Annotated in this window: 15 protein-coding genes; 7 read left to right on the top strand and 8 right to left on the bottom strand. The window is 69.5% G+C overall.

The window, feature by feature from the left end; genetic code table 11:
* Window positions 1-64: 64 nt before the first annotated feature.
* From EDF28_RS08330 to sufB, 3 genes are read right to left on the bottom strand one after another with little or no spacing between them, the layout of a single operon-like run.
* Window positions 65-391, bottom strand: coding sequence for a non-heme iron oxygenase ferredoxin subunit (locus EDF28_RS08330; RefSeq protein ID WP_123937855.1), 327 nt, complete (start codon window positions 389-391; stop codon window positions 65-67).
* The gene (gene sufD / locus EDF28_RS08325) at window positions 391-1,656 is read right to left on the bottom strand and encodes a Fe-S cluster assembly protein SufD (RefSeq protein ID WP_123937853.1); all 1,266 of its coding nucleotides are present in this window, start codon (window positions 1,654-1,656) and stop codon (window positions 391-393) included. The genes EDF28_RS08330 and sufD overlap by 1 nt, the downstream gene beginning before the upstream one ends.
* On the bottom strand, window positions 1,657-3,075 hold the full coding sequence (gene sufB, locus EDF28_RS08320; RefSeq protein WP_111083968.1) for a Fe-S cluster assembly protein SufB: 1,419 nt from the start codon (window positions 3,073-3,075) through the stop codon (window positions 1,657-1,659). It abuts the gene before it with no gap.
* A gap of 252 nt (window positions 3,076-3,327) precedes the next feature.
* Here sufB and EDF28_RS08315 point away from each other — a divergent pair, with 252 nt between their 5' ends.
* Window positions 3,328-4,305 carry a heme A synthase gene (locus tag EDF28_RS08315; protein ID WP_111083967.1) on the top strand — a complete coding sequence of 326 codons (978 nt, stop codon included), beginning with the start codon at window positions 3,328-3,330 and terminating at the stop codon, window positions 4,303-4,305.
* 360 nt (window positions 4,306-4,665) lie between these two features.
* Here the strand turns inward: EDF28_RS08315 and EDF28_RS08310 are convergent, their stop codons facing one another.
* The gene (locus tag EDF28_RS08310) at window positions 4,666-5,592 is read right to left on the bottom strand and encodes a heme o synthase (protein WP_111083966.1); all 927 of its coding nucleotides are present in this window, start codon (window positions 5,590-5,592) and stop codon (window positions 4,666-4,668) included.
* 445 nt (window positions 5,593-6,037) lie between these two features.
* On the opposite strand from EDF28_RS08310, the gene tkt reads away from it, so the two are divergent.
* From tkt to pgl, 6 genes are all read left to right on the top strand, one after another.
* Window positions 6,038-8,131 (top strand): transketolase, encoded by a 2,094-nt coding sequence (gene tkt / locus EDF28_RS08305; protein ID WP_123937851.1) that lies wholly within the window; start codon window positions 6,038-6,040, stop codon window positions 8,129-8,131.
* Window positions 8,132-8,258: 127 nt separating this feature from the next.
* Window positions 8,259-9,371 (top strand): transaldolase, encoded by a 1,113-nt coding sequence (gene tal, locus EDF28_RS08300; RefSeq protein ID WP_123937848.1) that lies wholly within the window; start codon window positions 8,259-8,261, stop codon window positions 9,369-9,371.
* Window positions 9,371-10,969 carry a glucose-6-phosphate isomerase gene (locus EDF28_RS08295; protein WP_123937845.1) on the top strand — a complete coding sequence of 533 codons (1,599 nt, stop codon included), beginning with the start codon at window positions 9,371-9,373 and terminating at the stop codon, window positions 10,967-10,969. Before tal ends, EDF28_RS08295 begins: the two co-directional genes overlap by 1 nt.
* 22 nt (window positions 10,970-10,991) lie before the next feature.
* Window positions 10,992-12,530, top strand: a complete 1,539-nt coding sequence (zwf, locus tag EDF28_RS08290) for a glucose-6-phosphate dehydrogenase (protein WP_111083962.1) — start codon at window positions 10,992-10,994, stop codon at window positions 12,528-12,530.
* Complete coding sequence (locus EDF28_RS08285) at window positions 12,527-13,471, top strand: glucose-6-phosphate dehydrogenase assembly protein OpcA (protein WP_111083961.1); 945 nt, start codon at window positions 12,527-12,529, stop codon at window positions 13,469-13,471. Before zwf ends, EDF28_RS08285 begins: the two co-directional genes overlap by 4 nt.
* 98 nt (window positions 13,472-13,569) lie before the next feature.
* Window positions 13,570-14,340, top strand: coding sequence for a 6-phosphogluconolactonase (gene pgl / locus EDF28_RS08280; RefSeq protein ID WP_111083960.1), 771 nt, complete (start codon window positions 13,570-13,572; stop codon window positions 14,338-14,340).
* A 444-nt stretch (window positions 14,341-14,784) separates the two neighbouring features.
* Here pgl and EDF28_RS08275 read toward each other — a convergent pair whose 3' ends face one another.
* The 4 genes from EDF28_RS08275 to EDF28_RS08260 form a co-directional block, all read right to left on the bottom strand.
* The gene (locus EDF28_RS08275) at window positions 14,785-15,153 is read right to left on the bottom strand and encodes an RNA polymerase-binding protein RbpA (protein ID WP_027465686.1); all 369 of its coding nucleotides are present in this window, start codon (window positions 15,151-15,153) and stop codon (window positions 14,785-14,787) included.
* 3 nt (window positions 15,154-15,156) lie between these two features.
* Complete coding sequence (secG, locus tag EDF28_RS08270; RefSeq protein ID WP_017887256.1) at window positions 15,157-15,408, bottom strand: preprotein translocase subunit SecG; 252 nt, start codon at window positions 15,406-15,408, stop codon at window positions 15,157-15,159.
* Between the two features lie 108 nt (window positions 15,409-15,516).
* On the bottom strand, window positions 15,517-16,296 hold the full coding sequence (gene tpiA, locus EDF28_RS08265) for a triose-phosphate isomerase (protein WP_123937842.1): 780 nt from the start codon (window positions 16,294-16,296) through the stop codon (window positions 15,517-15,519).
* A complete protein-coding gene (locus tag EDF28_RS08260) occupies window positions 16,293-17,510 on the bottom strand; it encodes a phosphoglycerate kinase (protein WP_123294371.1) in 1,218 nt (405 codons plus the stop codon). Before EDF28_RS08260 ends, tpiA begins: the two co-directional genes overlap by 4 nt.
* Window positions 17,511-17,512 lie beyond the last annotated feature (2 nt).

The following is a 17,512-nucleotide window of genomic DNA, read 5'->3' as shown; positions in this document are numbered from 1 at the left end:
GTTCCTTCGGTTTTCTGTCGTGTCGCGGACGGGCCGCGGAAAGTGTGGGGGCCGGGAGGCGGTGTCAGTCGACGGGCACGGGGTCGTGCACGTCGACGTAGACGTCGCCCTCGCGCACCTCGACCCGGAACACCGGGACGGGCTCGTACGCCGGGAAGTTCTGCGGCTTCCCCGTGGCGAGCGAGAAGCGGGAGCCGTGGGCCCAGCACTCGAGCGTTTCGCCCTCGATGAACCCCTCGGCCAGCGAGATGTCCCCGTGGGTGCACGTGTCGCCGATGGCGTGCACGGTGCCGGACGAGTCCTTCACGATGGCCACCGCGGTGCCGTCGACGACGGCGCGCATGGGGCTGTCCACCGCGATCTCGGACTCCGCGCAGACCTTCGTGGGCATCAGGCGTCGGCCTCCGCCGGCGCGACGATCACCGAGCGTCCCTCGGCGAGCTCCTGCTCGACCGCGCCGATGAGTCGTTCCTCGAGCTCGGGCGCACCGATCTTCTGGATGACCTCGACCAGGAAGCCGAGCACGACGAGCCGACGCGCTTCTTCCTCGGGGATGCCGCGGGCCTGCAGGTAGAACAGCTGCTCGTCGTCGAAGCGACCGGTCGCACTCGCGTGGCCGGCGCCCTCGATGTTGCCCGTCTCGATCTCGAGGTTCGGGATGCTGTCGGCACGGGTGCCGTCGGTCAGCACGAGGTTGCGGTTCTGCTCGTACGAGTCGGTGCCGTCACCGGCGCGACCGATGAGCACGTCACCGATCCACACGGTGTGCGCGCCCTTGCCCTGCAGCGCGCCCTTGTAGTTGACCCGACCGCGCGTGTTCGGCGCGTCGTGGTTCACGTAGACCTGCTGCTCGATGTACTGACCGGCGTCGGCGAAGTACACGCCGTACATCTCGGTGTCGGCGCCCTGCGCACCGAGGTGCGTCGAGGGGTTGACCCGGATGACGTCGCCGCCGAGCGAGACCACGACGTGCTTCAGGAAGGCGTCGCGGCCGACCTCGGCGAAGTGCGTCGAGACGTGCACCGCGTCGTCGTCCCAGTCCTGCAGGCTGACGACGGTCAGGCGTGCGCCGTCCTGTACGACGATCTCGATGTTCTCGCTGAGCAGTGCGCTCCCGCGGTTGTCGAGCACGACGATGCCCTGGGCGTGCGGCTCGGCCGTGATGACCGTGTGCGCCGCTCGGGGCTGCGTGCCGAAGTCGGAACGCGTGATGGTGATGAACTCGTGCGCCTCGGTTGCCTTGACGGTGACGGCGAGGACGGCGTCGCGCGCGGACCACGCAGCGGCCGCTGCACGGTCCTCGGGCAGACCGGCGGTCCCGACGCGGGGGTCGTCGCTGCGACCCCACTCGACGTCGGCACCGTCGGACTGGCGGGCGAGGAACCGGTAGGCGGATCCGTCGAGACCACCGTCGAGGAGCGGCTGGAGCTTCGCCAATGGCGCGAACTTCCAGTTCACCTCGCGCCCGGTGACGGTCGGGAACGCGTCGAGGTCGCCGGACTGGAACCGCTCGGAGCGGGTCTGGACCGGGATCTTCTTGTCCGGGGCGTCCCAGCCGCCGTCGGAGTGGGCTCCGGCGCCGTGCTGTTCGGCACCCTGGGCGGGTGCCGCGGGCTCGATCGGCTGGTCGATGTGGGGAGGGGTGGTGCTGGACATCTAGCCGACGGATCCTTCCATGCTCATCTCGATGAGCTTGTTGAGTTCGAGCGCGTACTCCATCGGGAGCTCGCGGGCGATCGGCTCGATGAAGCCACGGACGATCATCGCCATCGCTTCGTCCTCGGCCATGCCGCGGGACATCAGGTAGAAGAGCTGCTCCTCGCTCACGCGCGAGACCGTGGCCTCGTGCCCGAGCTGGACGTCGTCGACGCGGATGTCGATCGCCGGGTACGTGTCGCTCCGGCTGATCGTGTCGACGAGCAGCGCGTCACACCGCACGGTGTTCGCCGCGTGGTGCGCCGCCGGGTCCACCCGGACCTCGCCGCGGTACCCCGCGCGACCGCCGCCACGCGCGATCGACTTCGAGACGATCGACGACGTCGTGTACGGCGCCATGTGGATCATCTTCGCGCCGGCGTCCTGGTGCTGGCCGGGGCCGGCGAACGCGACGGACAGGGTCTCGCCCTTGGCGTGCTCACCGGCGAGGTAGATCGACGGGTACTTCATCGTCACCTTGGAGCCGATGTTGCCGTCGATCCACTCCATCGTGGCGCCCTCGTGCGCGATCGCACGCTTGGTCACGAGGTTGTAGACGTTGTTCGACCAGTTCTGGATCGTCGTGTACCGAACGCGGGCGTTCTTCTTCACGATGATCTCGACGACGGCCGAGTGCAGCGAGTCCGACTTGTAGATCGGGGCGGTGCAGCCCTCGATGTAGTGGACGTAGGAGTCCTCGTCCGCGATGATCAGCGTCCGCTCGAACTGGCCCATGTTCTCGGTGTTGATCCGGAAGTAGGCCTGCAGCGGGATCTCGACGTGGACGCCCTTGGGGACGTAGACGAACGAGCCGCCGGACCACACGGCCGTGTTCAGCGCGGCGAACTTGTTGTCGCCGGCCGGGATCACGGTGCCGAAGTACTCCTGGAAGAGCTCGGGGTGCTCGCGGAGCGCGGTGTCGGTGTCCATGAAGATGACACCCTGTTGCTCCAGGTCCTCGCGGATCTGGTGGTACACGACCTCGGACTCGTACTGCGCGGCGACACCGGCGACGAGGCGCTGGCGCTCGGCCTCGGGGATGCCGAGCTTCTCGTAGGTCGCGCGGATGTCCTCGGGGAGGTCCTCCCACGACTGCGCCTGCTTCTCTGTCGAGCGCACGAAGTACTTGATGTTGTCGAAGTCGATGCCCGTCAGGTCGGCACCCCACGTCGGCATCGGCTTGCGGCCGAAGAGCTGCAGGCCCTTGAGCCGGTTCTTGAGCATCCACTCGGGCTCGTGCTTGAGGTTCGAGATGTCGGTGACGACCTCGTCCGAGACCCCACGGCGGGCCGAGGCCCCGGCCGAGTCGGAGTCGGACCAGCCGAACTCGTATTGCCCGAGCCCTTCGAGCTCGGGACGGTCGATGAGCACGTCGGACATGGTCTCCTCGTTTCCTTCTCGCGGGGCAGCGTCTTCAGGTGTGAACCCGTGGCGTCTGGACGCCATTCCACCGCAGACCGCCGACAGGCGGACACGGTGCTGCTCCCTCGCAACGACAATGGTTCCACGCAGTCCCTGGATCGATCGGCGATCTCGGCCCATTCGGAGCCGGCGCCTGCCTAGACTTGACTGCTGCTGAACCCTCGAATCCTACAGGTTCACTGCACGGAACAACAGGAAGGCACCACCCTCGTGACTCGCGTCGGACCCCCCGTCGACCAGGATCTCCGGACCGCACGGTGGTGGTCGCTCCCCCGGGTCGTCGACCGCCGGGTCATCGCGCTGGCGTGGGCCTCGTTCGTGGTCGAGGTCGTGTTGATCGGCACCGGCGGCCTCGTCCGCCTGACCGCGTCGGGCCTCGGATGCCCCACCTGGCCCAAGTGCACGGCCGATTCGCTCGTCTCCACGCCCGAGATGGGCATCCACGGGATCATCGAGTTCGGCAACCGACTGCTCACCTTCGTGCTCGTCATCGTGGCGATCGCGATGTTCCTGGCCGTGGTCCGGATGCTCCGCACGCGCCCCGAACTGTTCTGGCTCGCGTTCGCTCAGGGCGTCGCGATCCCGGTCCAGGCCGTCATCGGCGGGCTCAGCGTGCTCACGAACCTCAACCCGTTCGTCGTCGGGCTGCACTTCGTCGTGTCCGCCGCCCTGACCTCGGTCACCGCGGCCCTGGTCTACCGGACGATGCACGGCCCCCGCACCAGCCACCGCCTCGTTCCCGGTTGGTACACCGGCGTCGTCCGCGGCACCGTCGCCGCCGTCGTGGTCACCGTGCTCGTCGGCATCCTGACGACCGGCAGCGGACCGCACGCCGGTGCCGACGAGGCCGTCGACGGCGGGATGCTGCACCGCACGGGCTTCGACCCCGCGGTCATGGAGCACGTGCACGCCTGGCCCGCGTACGCCCTGTTCGCGCTGACCCTCGTGCTCGTCGTCGGCGCCGTCCGACTGCGGATCTCGAGCAAGTGGGCGCTGTTGCTGCTCGTCGTCGAGTTCCTGCAGATCGCCGTCGGCCTGACCCAGGCCCGCACCGGCCTGCCCGTCGGACTGGTGGGCACGCACATGGTGCTCGCCGGGCTGCTCGTCGGGGCCACCACGGCGGTCGTGCTCGCCACGCGCGCCAGCGCCGGTCGCGAGGCCGTGCGCGAACCACTCGACGCCGCCTGACGCCCGGGCGCGTCGCACGCGCAACACCCGTTCTGCGACACCCCACGAGTCGATCGACTCGTGGGGTGTCGTTCGTTGCGCACGCATCAGGTGCGTGCGTCCGCCCTGCGGCCAGGGCTCGCACGCGGCGGCCGGGAGGCCCGTGGCCGTGTCCGCCACGGGCCTCCCGGCCGCCTGGTGGGCACGTCCACGGCCGCGCCAGATCGCGCACTGACCCGGAACGACGTCCTCGACGTCGTACGACGTCGAGGACGTCGCATCCCCGCGCGCGCAACCGTCGCGCACGCGCACCGACGACGAAGGCGACGTCGCACGACATCGAACTGGTCGTACGACGTCGCCAGCGGCAACGCTCAGCGCCTAGAAGGTGAAGACCTGCGGCAGCAGCGGGTCGATGCCCACGGCGATGAAGAGCAGCGTCAGGTACGTGATCGAGCTGTGGAACACACGCATCGGCTGCACGTGCTCGACGTGCTGGATCGCCCGCGAGTACAGCCGGTGCGACTCGACGACGAACCAGATGCCACCGGCCAGTGCGACCACGGTGTACAGCGGCCCCATGTGCGCAACGGGGATGAGCAGGAGCGAGCAGACGAGCGTCGCCCAGGCGTACAGCACGACCTGCAGGCCGACGACGGTGCGACCGCGGACCACGGCGAGCATCGGGACGTCGGCGGCGTCGTAGTCATCGCGGTACTTCATCGACAGCGGCCAGTAGTGCGGCGGCGTCCAGAGGAAGATCACCATGAAGAGGATGACCGGGGCCCAGGTGAGCGAGCCGGTGACGCCCGCCCAGCCGATGAGCACGGGCATGCAGCCGGCCGAGCCGCCCCACACGATGTTCTGCGGGGTGCGGCGCTTGAGCCACAGCGTGTAGACGAACACGTAGATGAGGATCGCGATGACGCTCAGGGCCGCGGCGAGCCAGTTCACCAGGAACCCGAGCACCGCCGTCGACAGGACGCCGAGGATCCACGAGAACACGAGGGCTTCGCGGTCCGAGAGCTCACCGGTCACCAGCGGGCGAGTGCTCGTCCGCTTCATCAGGCGGTCGATGTCACGGTCGATGTAGCAGTTGAAGGCCGACGCCGAGCCAGCGGACATCGCCCCGCCCAGCATCGTCCAGAACACGAGCCAGAGGTCCGGCACGCCACGCTCGGCCAGGAACATGGTCGGCGCGGTGGTCACGAGCAGCAGCTCCATGACCCGCGGCTTGGTCAACGAGACGTACGCACGGACCTTGCGGGACAGCGTCGATCGGGGTCGATCGGTGTCGGGCCTGGTCACGGTGGCAGTCGGCAAGGGAACCTCAGTCTGTTCGCATCAGCTCGCACACTCGGTGGACGACTGCGGCGGCGTCCGGGCATGCGCTGACCCGGAATGTCCACGGGTCGTCGACAGTTTACGTGATGGAAGCGCCGCGATGATGCCCCGCTCCCCCATCCCGTGCAGACATCCCGTGCAGAACGACGGGCCGCGGAGCACGACACGCCCGGCGGACGAGGGCCCGGGTGACCCGACTCGTGAACATCGGGCGTCACCTGAACCCCTTCTGAGTGGCTGGTCACTATGCTGGACCTGCCCTCCCGCAGTGCGCGCCCCGATGACGTCGGCCGCGATGAGCCGGTCGGCCGCCGCTAGACGGCGACACGACTCGGCCCCGGGATGGCCACATGTCCGTGCGATGGCACGAGCCCTCGCACATGTCGCATCAAGAAGGGTCAACATCCAAGTGGCTGAATTCACCTGGGACGCCATCGACCGGAAGGCCGTCGACACGGCCCGCGTTCTCGCCGCCGACTCGGTCGAGGCCGCCGGCAACGGTCACCCCGGCACCGCGATGAGCCTCGCGCCGCTCGCACACCTGCTCTTCCAGAAGGTGATGCGTCGCGACCCGAGCGACTCCACCTGGATCGGCCGCGACCGCTTCATCCTCTCCGCCGGTCACGCCTCGATCCTGCAGTACGTGCAGTTCTACCTGCACGGCTACGGCCTCGAGCTCGACGACCTGCAGCACCTGCGCAAGTGGGGCTCGAAGACCCCGGGTCACCCGGAGTACGGCCACACCGACGGTGTCGAGATCACGACCGGCCCGCTCGGCCAGGGCCTCGCGTCCTCGGTCGGCTTCGCCTACGCCCAGCGCTTCGAGCGCGGCCTGTTCGACCCGGAGACCCCGGCCGGCCAGTCGCCGTTCGACCACTTCACCTACGTGATCGCCGGTGACGGTGACATGCAGGAGGGCGTGACGAACGAGGCGGGCTCGCTCGCCGGCCGTCAGCAGCTCGGCAACCTGATCGCGTTCTACGACTCGAACCAGATCTCGATCGAGGACAACACCGACATCGCGTTCTCGGAGAGCGTCCCCGAGCGCTACGAGGCGCTCGGATGGCACGTCCAGATCGTCGACTGGAAGAAGACCGGCGAGTACTCCGAAGACGCCGTGGAGCTCCACGCCGCGATCGAGGCCGCCCAGCAGGTCACCGACAAGCCGTCGCTCATCGTCCTCAAGACGATCATCGGCTGGCCGTCGCCGACCAAGCAGAACTCCGGCAAGATCCACGGTTCGGCGCTCGGCGCCGACGAGATCAAGGGCCTCAAGGAGGTCCTCGGCTTCGACACCGCGAAGACCTTCGAGGTCGCCCCCGAGGTCCTCGAGTACACCCGCGGCGCCGTCGCCAAGGGCCAGGCGCAGCACGCCGAGTGGCAGAAGACCTTCGACGCGTGGGCTGCTGCCAACGCCGACAAGAAGGCGCTGTTCGACCGCGTCAACGCCAAGGGGCTCCCCGCGGACCTCGAGGCAGCACTGCCGGTCTTCCCGACCGACAAGGCCGTCTCGACCCGTGCCGCCTCCGGCAAGGTCATCAACGCCATCGCACCGCTGATGCCCGAGTTCTGGGGTGGCTCGGCCGACCTCGCCGAGTCGAACCTCACCACGATCGAGGGCGCCAAGTCCTTCGGTCCGGCCGAGGCCTCGACGTCGACGTGGAGCACCGACCCGTACGGCCGCGTGCTGCACTTCGGCATCCGCGAGCACGCCATGGGCTCGATCCTCAACGGCATCGTCCTGCACGGGAACACCCGCCCCTTCGGCGGCACGTTCCTGATCTTCAGCGACTACATGCGTCCGGCGGTCCGTCTCGCCGCGCTCATGGGCGCCCCGGCGATCTACGTCTGGACCCACGACTCCGTCGCCCTCGGCGAGGACGGCCCGACGCACCAGCCGATCGAGCAGGTCTCGTCGCTCCGTGCGATCCCGGGTCTCGACGTGGTCCGCCCCGCCGACGCCAACGAGGTCGCGTACGCCTGGCTCGAGATGCTCAAGCACACCGACCGCCCGGCCGGCATCGCGCTGAGCCGTCAGAACCTGCCGGTGTTCGAGCGTGGCGAGGGCGACGCCTCCGGTGAGGTCTTCGCCTCGGCGAAGAACGTCGCCAAGGGTGCGTACATCCTGGCCGAGGCGCCGAACGGCACCCCGGACGTGATCCTCATCGCGACCGGGTCCGAGGTCCAGATCGCCGTCGAGGCCCGTGAGCAGCTCAAGGGCGAGGGCATCAACGCCCGCGTCGTGAGCGCACCGTCCATCGAGTGGTTCCGCGCCCAGTCCGAGAACTACCAGGACCAGGTGCTCCCGAAGGACGTCACCGCTCGCGTGTCGGTCGAGGCCGGCATCGCCATGAGCTGGCGCGACATCGTCGGCGACAAGGGCCGCAGCGTCTCGATCGAGCACTTCGGTGCCTCGGCCGACTACCAGACGCTCTTCAAGGAGTTCGGCTTCACGACGGAACACGTCGTGGCCGCCGCGAAGGAATCCATCGCGGCTTCCTGACCCGCAGGGGCCGGGTCCGGTTCGCCGGATCCGGCCCTTCTGCCGGGAGGCGCGGTTCGGCTCCGCCACGCGCCCCCGGTCCCCCAGACCCCGGCCATCAGGCCGATGAAGGAAAGAAGAGAAACACATGGCTGAGAACACCCCCACTGCCGCCCTCTCCGCGGTCGGCGTGAGCATCTGGCTCGACGACCTGTCCCGCGAGCTCCTCGAGACCGGCAAGCTCACCGACCTCATCGCGCAGAAGAACGTCGTCGGCGTGACCACCAACCCGACGATCTTCGCGTCGGCCCTCGCCAAGGGCGAGCGCTACGACGCCCAGGTCAAGGAGCTGGCCGCCGCTGGCACCGACGTGACCGAGGCGATCTTCGAGATCACCACGCAGGACGTCGCCAACGCGTCCGACGTCTTCAAGCCGATCTACGACGAGAGCAAGGGCTTCGACGGCCGCGTCTCGATCGAGGTCGAGCCGGGCCTCGCCCACGAGACCGCCAAGACCATCGAGCAGGCCAAGTTCCTGTTCGAGAAGGTCGGCCGCGAGAACGTCCTCATCAAGATCCCCGCAACGGTCGAGGGTCTCGAGGCCATCACCGAGGTCATCGGCGCCGGCATCTCCGTCAACGTCACCCTGATCTTCTCGCTCGAGCGCTACCGCGCCGTCATCGACGCCTACCTCGGTGGGCTCGAGAAGGCCAAGGCCGCCGGCCACGACCTGTCGAAGATCCACTCGGTCGCCTCGTTCTTCGTGTCGCGCGTCGACTCGGAGATCGACAAGCGCCTGGACGCCGTCGGCACCGACGAGGCCAAGGCCCTGAAGTCGAAGGCCGGCATCGCCAACGCGCAGCTCGCCTACCAGGTCTGGACCGAGGCGTTCGCCTCCGAGCGCGCCCTCGGCCTGCTCGAGGCCGGTGCGAACACGCAGCGTCCGCTCTGGGCCTCGACCGGTGTCAAGGACCCGTCGCTGCCCGACACGCTCTACGTGACCGAGCTCGCCGCCCCGAACACCGTGAACACGATGCCGGGCAAGACGCTCGACGCCACGTTCGACCACGGTGAGATCCACGGCGACGCCATCGCCGGCACCTTCGACGCCGCGCAGCAGGTCCTCGACCAGCTCGCCGCGCAGGGCATCGACTACGACGACGTCGTGGCGCTGCTCGAGAAGGAGGGCGTGGACAAGTTCAACGTCTCGTGGGGCGAGCTCGTCGACACCGTGAAGACCGCGCTCGAGGGCGCCAAGTAGTGACGGTTTCCATCGCTGCCAGCGGCGATGCCGCGCGGGCCATCGACTCGGTGGTCCCGCGGCTCGTCGCTGACCTGGTGGCCTCGGGCATCACCGCCCAGGACCCCGAGCTGTGGGGACCGGACGCCGAGGCCGAGGCGTCCAAGCGCCTCGGCTGGGTGGAGGCCGTCTCGGTCTCCCGCCCGCTCGTCGCCCAGATCACCGCGCTGCGCGAGTCGCTCCGTGCCGAAGGGGTCGACCGCGTCGTCCTCGCCGGCATGGGCGGCTCGTCGCTCGCGCCGGAGGTCATCACGCGCACCGCCGGCGTCCCGCTGACGGTGCTCGACTCGACCGACCCCGCGCAGGTCCGCGCAGCCGTCACGACGGACCTCGAGCGCACCGTGCTCGTCGTCTCGTCGAAGTCCGGCTCCACGCTCGAGACCGACTCCCAGCGCCGCGCCTACGAGCAGGCGTTCCGCGACGCGGGCATCGACCCCACCGGCCGCATCGTCGTCGTCACCGACCCGGGCTCCGCGCTCGAGGCCGCCGCGATCGACGCCGGCTACCGGGTCTTCACCGCCGACCCGACCGTCGGCGGCCGCTACTCCGCGCTCACCGCGTTCGGTCTGGTGCCCTCCGGTCTCGCCGGAGCGGACATCGCCGAGCTGCTGGACGAGGCCGACGCCATCTCCGCGCTGCTGTCGGTCGACCTCGACGAGAACCCCGGGCTCGTGCTCGGTGCGGTCCTCGCCGGCACCGACCCGCTGCGCGACAAGATCGCGATCGTGCCGGACGGCACCCACATCGTCGGGTTCGGCGACTGGGTGGAGCAGCTGATCGCGGAGTCGACCGGCAAGAGCGGACGCGGCCTGCTGCCCGTCGTGCTGCACGCCGACTCCCCCGAGGTCTCCGCAGCCCTGGCGGACGTCCAGGTCATCCGCCTGGTCGGTTCGCGCGAGGACGAGCGCCACGTCGCCGAGGGCGAGGTCGAGATCACCGGGACGCTCGGTGGTCAGATCCTCGTCTGGGAGTACGCCGTCGCGGTCGCCGGGCGGCTGCTCGGCATCGACCCGTTCGACCAGCCCGACGTCGAGGCCGCCAAGGTCGCGACCCGTGCGCTGCTCGACGACCGTCCCGCGCCTGCGGAACCCGCGTTCACCGAGGACGGCATCGCCGTCTCCGCGACGCCGGGACTGCCGGTCGGGACGACGCTCGCAGAAGCCGTGACGGGCCTCCTGTCCGAACTGGACGCCACCGGCTACGTGGCGGTGCAGGCGTACGTCGACCGCACCACGAACCGTGACCTCGAGACGCTCCGCGACGCCCTGGCGGCGCGCACGCGTCGGCCGGTCACCTTCGGGTACGGCCCGCGGTTCCTGCACTCGACCGGGCAGTACCACAAGGGCGGACCCGCCACAGGAGTGTTCCTGCAGATCGTGGCGGACGAACCGGACGACCTGGCGATCCCGGGTCGGCCGTTCACGTTCGGCCAGCTCCTCCAGGCCCAGGCAGCCGGTGACGCGAGTGTCCTCGCACAGCACGGCCGCCCGGTCCTCACCCTCACGACGTCGGACGTGCGCGCCGCCACCGCGGCCATCGCCTCCGCCGTCTCCCACTGACTCGTAAGGAGTTCACCGACTCATGTCACCGGTGGCAATCACCCCGGAGCACAACCCGCTCCGGCTGCCGACGGATCGTCGACTGAACCGGATCGCGGGACCGAGCACGCTCATCATCTTCGGCGTGACGGGCGACCTGTCACGCAAGAAGCTGATGCCGGCGGTCTACGACCTGGCCAACCGGGGGCTCCTGCCCCCGGGGTTCGCGCTCGTCGGCTTCGCCCGTCGCGACTGGGAGGACCAAGACTTCTCCCAGCTCGTGCACGACGCCGTCAAGGAGCACTCCCGCACCCCGTTCGACGAGGACGTCTGGCGTCAGCTCGAACAGGGCATCCGCTTCGTCCAGGGCTCGTTCGACGACCCCGAGGCGTTCCTGCAGCTCAAGCAGACCGTCGACGACCTGGACGCCGAGCGCGGAACGCTGGGCAACCACGCGTTCTACCTGTCCATCCCGCCGAAGATGTTCCCGGTGGTGACCGAGCAGCTGAAGCTGTCCGGCCTCACCGCGAAGCGCGAGGGCTCGTGGAGCCGCGTGGTCGTCGAGAAGCCGTTCGGCTCCGACCTCCGCACCGCGCGCGAGCTGAACGCGATCGTCGAGAGCGTCTTCGCGCCCGACGACGTGTTCCGCATCGACCACTACCTCGGCAAGGAGACCGTCCAGAACCTGCTGACGCTCCGGTTCGCGAACCAGATGTACGAACCCATCTGGAACTCGAACTACGTCGACCACGTGCAGATCACGATGGCCGAGGACATCGGCGTCGCCGGACGTGCCGCGTACTACGACGGCATCGGCGCTGCGCGCGACGTCATCCAGAACCACCTGCTGCAGCTCCTCGCGCTCACCGCGATGGAGGAGCCCGTCTCGTTCAAGGCCGCCGACCTGCGCGCCGAGAAGGAGAAGGTGCTGTCCGCCGTGCGGCTGCCCGAGGACCTGTCGACCGCCACGGCGCGTGGACAGTACGCCGGCGGCTGGCAGGGCGGCGAGAAGGTGCTCGGCTTCCTCGACGAGGCCGGGATGAACCCCGAGTCCGGCACCGAGACGTACGCCGCGATCAAGCTCGACATCGCGACCCGTCGCTGGCAGGGCGTCCCGTTCTACCTGCGCGCCGGCAAGCGGCTCGGGCGCCGGGTGACCGAGATCGCGATCGTCTTCAAGCGCGTCCCCGAGGACGTCTACGGCAACTCGCAGTCCCCCCTCGGTCAGAACGCGCTCGTCATCCGCGTCCAGCCGGACGAGGGCGTCACGCTCCGGTTCGGCTCGAAGGTCCCCGGCGTCGGCACCCAGGTGCGCGACGTGACGATGGACTTCGGTTACGGCCACGCCTTCACCGAGGCATCCCCCGAGGCGTACGAGCGACTCATCCTCGACGTGCTGCTCGGTGACCCGCCGCTGTTCCCGCGGCACCAGGAGGTCGAGCTGTCCTGGAAGATCCTCGACCCGATCGAGGAGTTCTGGGCCACGCAGGGCCAGCCCGAGCAGTACCGTCCCGGCACGTGGGGTCCGGCGTCCGCCGATGCCCTGCTCGCCCGCGACGGCCGGACCTGGAGGCGTCCATGAAGATCGACCTGCCGAACACCACGGTCTCGAAGATCCAGAAGAAGCTCGTCCACATCCGCGAAGAGGGCGGCGCCGTCGCCCTCGGTCGTGTCCTCACGCTGATCATCTCGACGGCCCTCGGCCACGAGGAAGAAGCGATCGAGGCCGCGAACGAGGCGTCCCGCGAGCACCCGATGCGCGTGATCATCGTGTCGAAGAACGACGGCGACACGAAGTCGCCCGGCCGTCTCGACGCGCAGATCCGCGTGGGCAGCGACGCGGGTGCCAGCGAGGTCATCGTCCTCCGCGCCTACGGCGAGACCGCGACCGACGAGGAGAGCCTGGTCACGGGCCTGCTCCTGCCGGACGCCCCGGTCGTGGCCTGGTGGCCGCAGACCGCGCCGTCGCAGCCGTCGGCCTCGGCACTGGGCCGCATCGCCCAGCGCCGGATCACCGACGCCGCCGCGCAGAAGGACCCGAACGGCGCGATCGAGGCCCTCGGTGCCTCGTACGTTCCGGGCGACACCGACTTCGCGTGGACCCGACTGACCCTGTGGCGGAACCAGCTCGCCGCGGCGCTCGACCAGCCGCCGTACGAGCCCATCACGGGCGTCGAGGTGACGGGCGCGTCGGACAGCCCGTCGACGATCCTGCTCGCCGCGTGGCTGCAGCTCCAGCTCGAGGTGCCGGTGACGGTCACCACGTCGCCGCGTGCAACCGGGTCGAGCGGCATCCACGGCGTCAAGCTCGTGCGCGAGTCGGGCACCATCGATCTCGAGCGTTCCCTGGTGGACGTCGCGACGCTCTCGATGCCCGGTCAGCCCACGCACGACCTGTCGCTGCCACGCCGCAACCTGCGTGACTGCCTGGCCGAGGAACTCCGTAGACTCGACCCGGACGTCCTCTTCGGAGACGTCGTCAAGCACGGGGTTCCCCAGCTGCGCGAGACCATCGCCCGCTGAGCACCCCACAACGGTCGGGCCGCCTGTCTGGTGCAGGCGGCCCGACCGGACCGAAGGCGGTCGTACGACCGGTCGGCCGCCACGAACACGGGAGTCACGTGACCAACGAACGGCGGGTGCTCGTGCACCCGGACAAGCAGGCCCTCGGCGCTTCGGTCGCCGCACGCTTCATCACCAAGATCATCGACGTGCTCGACGAGCAGGAGCGCGCCGACATCGCGATCAGCGGTGGCTCGGTGTCGTCCCTCGTCCTCGCCGCGATCGGCCAGTCGCCGGCGCGCGAGAGCGTCGACTGGTCGAAGGTCCACGTCTGGTGGGTCGACGAGCGCTGGGTGCCGGCCGGTGACGCCGACCGCAACACCACGGGGACGCAGACCGACTTCTTCGACCACGTCGACATCCCGGAGTCGAACATCCACCCGATGCCCGCGTCCGACGCCGGCATCGACATCGAAGCGGCCGCGCTGCAGTACGAGCGCGAGCTGCAGGACGCCGCGTACGAGGGTGCAGTCGCTCCGCGCTTCGACATCACGCTGCTCGGTGTCGGCCCCGACGGGCACACCGCGTCGCTCTTCCCCGAGTTCCCGCAGCTCACGGTCACCGACCGCGCCGTCGTTTCGGTCGACGACTCCCCCAAGCCGCCGCCGCAGCGTCTGACGGTCACCTACCCGGTGATCAACGCCTCGCAGCGCGTGTGGGTCATCCTGTCCGGTGCCGAGAAGGCGTCGGTCCTCGGGCTCGCCCTGGCGGGCGCCTCCGTCGAGGACGTCCCCGTCGGCGGCGTCCAGGGCCGCAAGCGCACCGTGTTCTTCGTGGACCAGGACGCCGCGCGCGACGTCCCCGAGAACCTCATCGCGTCGACGTACTAGACGCGCGTCCTGCCTGACGGGAGGCCCGGTGCCAGCTGGCACCGGGCCTCCCGTCCGTCTGTGGTCGCGCCCACCGCCGCCCCACACCCGCTCGCCGGCGCCGAGCGGTCAAGAAGTGTCGCCTGAACGCGGGCCCGGGCGCCAGAACCCGCCGCCGCAGCGAACCGCACGCGGCATGTCGTGACCAATCGGCGAGCCGGCTCTCCGCGCGGCAATCGGCAACCGAACGATTGCGACACCCCGCCGACACGACGCCGAGCGGTCAAGAACTGTCGGCTGCGGGCGCCGCAAGCGACAGAACGTGCCACCACCGCGAGCCGCACACGGCGCGTCGTGACCACTCGGCGAGTAAGCCCCCGCGCGGTGAGCACTGCCAACCGCGCCCACGACGCACGAAGGCCCCCACACCATCACGGTGCGGGGGCCTTCGTCAGTGTGTGGGCGCTACGCCTTCTTGGCCGCGGTACCGCGACGCTCGCGGAGTTGCTGGAGCGCGTCCTCGAGGAGCTGCGCTGCCTCTTCCTCAGTCCGACGCTCCTTCACGTACGCGAGGTGCGTCTTGTAGGGCTCCGTCTTGGAGACCACGGGAGGGTTCTCCTTGTCGCGCCCGGCGGGGAGCCCGCTCGACGGCGAATCGACCGTCTCGGGGATCTCTTCGTCCGGGAGGTTCGCGGCGAAGTACCGCACGACCTCGTTGCCGAGGGCGTCCCAGTACGAGATCGCCACACGCTCGGCCTGGACCCCACGGTCCTGTTCGCCCATCGGTCCGGCGCCGACGCGGGAACCTCGGATTGCACTGCCTCCGCTAGCCATGGATCAGACCCCCGCCGTGAACTTGTTGATGAGACCGAGCACGATGATGGAGACGATCCAGACCAGACCGAGGATCACCGTGATGCGGTTGAGGTTGCGCTCGGCGACGCCGGACGCCCCGAGGTTGCTCGTCACGCCGCCACCGAACATGTCGGAGAGGCCGCCACCGCGGCCCTTGTGCAGGAGGATGAGGAGCGTGAGCAGGAGGCTCGTGATTGCGAGCAGGACCTGCAGCACGACGGAGAGTATCGCCACGACGTACCTTTCGTGTCAGTCAGCCGTACCAGTGTACCGGCCGCGCGGGGCACGGCCGGTACACGGACGGGAGTGGTGCGGACTACAGCCCGACGACAGCCGGTGTGGCTACAGCCCGACGTGCTGGCGGAACCGGGCGATCGCCGCGAACTCCTGCACGTCGAGGGATGCGCCGCCGACGAGGGCGCCGTCGATGTCGGGCTCACGGAGGAACCCGGCGATGTTGCCGGACTTGACCGAACCGCCGTACAGGACGCGCGTGTCGGCAGCGGCCTGGTCGCCCCAGGCAGCAGCGATGCCGCGACGGATCGCGGCGCACTCGTCCTGCGCCTGCTCGGCCGTGGCCGCCTGGCCGGAACCGATCGCCCAGACGGGCTCGTAGGCGACGACGATGTCGGACGGCTGCACGGCGTCGAGCACGACGCGGAGCTGCTCGACCGGCACGACGCCGGCGCCGCGCTCTTCGCGCTGCTCACCGGTCTCGCCGACGCAGACGACCGGCACGAGGCCGTGCTTGACGGCTGCGGCGGTCTTGGCCGCGACGACCTCGTCGGTCTCACCGTGCAGCGTGCGCCGCTCGGAGTGTCCGACGATGACGTACTGCGCGTCGAGCGCCGACAGGAACGCGCCGGAGACGTCGCCGGTGTAGGCACCGGAGTCGTACTGCGACAGGTCCTGCGCACCGAAGTGGATCGGCAGCTTGTCGGCCGAGATGAGCGTCTGCACGCTCCGCAGGTCGGTGAAGGGCGGGAACACCGCGACCTCGACGTCGTCGAAGTCGTGGCGGGCGTCCTTCAGGGTCCAGGCGAGCTTCTGGACCGTGGCGATGGCCTGGAGGTGGTCCAGGTTCATCTTCCAGTTGCCGGCGATCAACGGCGTACGGGTCATGCGGACCACCCCAGTGCTTCGAGACCGGGAAGCGACTTGCCCTCGAGGAACTCGAGGCTCGCACCGCCACCGGTCGAGATGTGCCCGAACTGGTCGTCCGAGAAGCCGAGCGAGCGGACCGCAGCAGCGGAGTCGCCACCACCGACCACACCGAGGCCGTCGACCTCGGTCAGGGCCTTGGCGACGGTCTTCGTGCCGGCGGCGAAGGCCGGGAACTCGAACACGCCCATCGGACCGTTCCAGAACACCGTCTTCGAACCGGACACCGCCGACGCGAACCGCGCCGCCGTCTCCGGACCGATGTCGAGGCCGATGCCGTCGGTGCCGAACGACGACGACTCGATCGCGTCGGCCGCCACCGTCTCGTGCGCCGCGTCGGCGGAGAACCCGGAGGCCACCACGACGTCGGTCGGCAGGTCGATCGTCACGCCGAGCTCCTTCGCCCTCGAGAGGTACTCGCGGACGACGTCGAGCTGGTCGGCTTCGAGCAGCGACTTCGCCACCCCGTGGCCCTGGGCCGCGAGGAAGGTGAAGAGCATGCCGCCGCCGATGCACAGCGTGTCGACCTTGGGCAGGATGTGGTCGATGACGCCGAGCTTGTCGCTGACCTTCGAGCCACCGAGCACGACCGTGTACGGCCGTTCCGGCGAGGAGGTCAGGCGCTCGAGCACCCGCAGTTCGGTCTCGATGAGCGAACCGGCTGCGCTGGGCAGCGCGGACGCGAGTTCGTAGACCGAGGCCTGCTTGCGGTGCACGACACCGAAGCCGTCGGAGACGAAGGCGTCACCGAGTGCCGCGATGCGGTCCGCGAACGCGGAGCGCGCGGCAGCGTCCTTCGAGGTCTCCTCCGGGTTGAACCGGAGGTTCTCGAGCAGCAGGACGTCACCGTCCTCGAGGGCCTCGGCGGCTGCGGTCGCCTCGTCGCCGACGGTCTCGCCGACGAACGTGACCTCTTTGCCGAGCAGCTCGGAGAGCCGCTGGCCGACCGGCGCGAGCGAGAACTCCGGCTTGGGTTCCCCGTCGGGGCGGCCCAGGTGGGAGATCACGATGACGCGCGCGCCGGCGGTGATGAGGGTGTTGAGGGTCGTCAGGGACGCCCGCACGCGGCCGTCGTCCGTGATCGTGCCGTCCTTGAGCGGGACGTTCAGGTCACAACGGACGACGACGCGCTTGCCGGCGAGGTCGCCGAGGTCCTCGAGGGTGCGGAGGGCCATGT

Origin of the sequence: Curtobacterium sp. PhB137 (assembly GCF_003814955.1) — a bacterium.
In the GTDB taxonomy this organism is placed as follows: domain Bacteria; phylum Actinomycetota; class Actinomycetes; order Actinomycetales; family Microbacteriaceae; genus Curtobacterium.
This window is presented reverse-complemented; position numbering and strand designations above follow the sequence as displayed.

Excerpts from the sequence above, each read along its gene's own strand:
- sufB (WP_111083968.1), bottom strand. The coding sequence starts at position 3,075 with ATGTCCGACGTGCTCATCGACCGTCCCGAGCTCGAAGGGCTCGGGCAA.
- EDF28_RS08275 (WP_027465686.1), bottom strand. The coding sequence starts at position 15,153 with ATGGCTAGCGGAGGCAGTGCAATCCGAGGTTCCCGCGTCGGCGCCGGA.
- EDF28_RS08285 (WP_111083961.1), top strand. The coding sequence starts at position 12,527 with ATGAAGATCGACCTGCCGAACACCACGGTCTCGAAGATCCAGAAGAAG.
- EDF28_RS08330 (WP_123937855.1), bottom strand. The coding sequence starts at position 391 with ATGCCCACGAAGGTCTGCGCGGAGTCCGAGATCGCGGTGGACAGCCCC.
- tpiA (WP_123937842.1), bottom strand. The coding sequence starts at position 16,296 with ATGACCCGTACGCCGTTGATCGCCGGCAACTGGAAGATGAACCTGGAC.
- tal (WP_123937848.1), top strand. The coding sequence starts at position 8,259 with ATGGCTGAGAACACCCCCACTGCCGCCCTCTCCGCGGTCGGCGTGAGC.
- sufD (WP_123937853.1), bottom strand. The coding sequence starts at position 1,656 with ATGTCCAGCACCACCCCTCCCCACATCGACCAGCCGATCGAGCCCGCG.
- EDF28_RS08260 (WP_123294371.1), bottom strand. The coding sequence starts at position 17,510 with ATGGCCCTCCGCACCCTCGAGGACCTCGGCGACCTCGCCGGCAAGCGC.
- zwf (WP_111083962.1), top strand. The coding sequence starts at position 10,992 with ATGTCACCGGTGGCAATCACCCCGGAGCACAACCCGCTCCGGCTGCCG.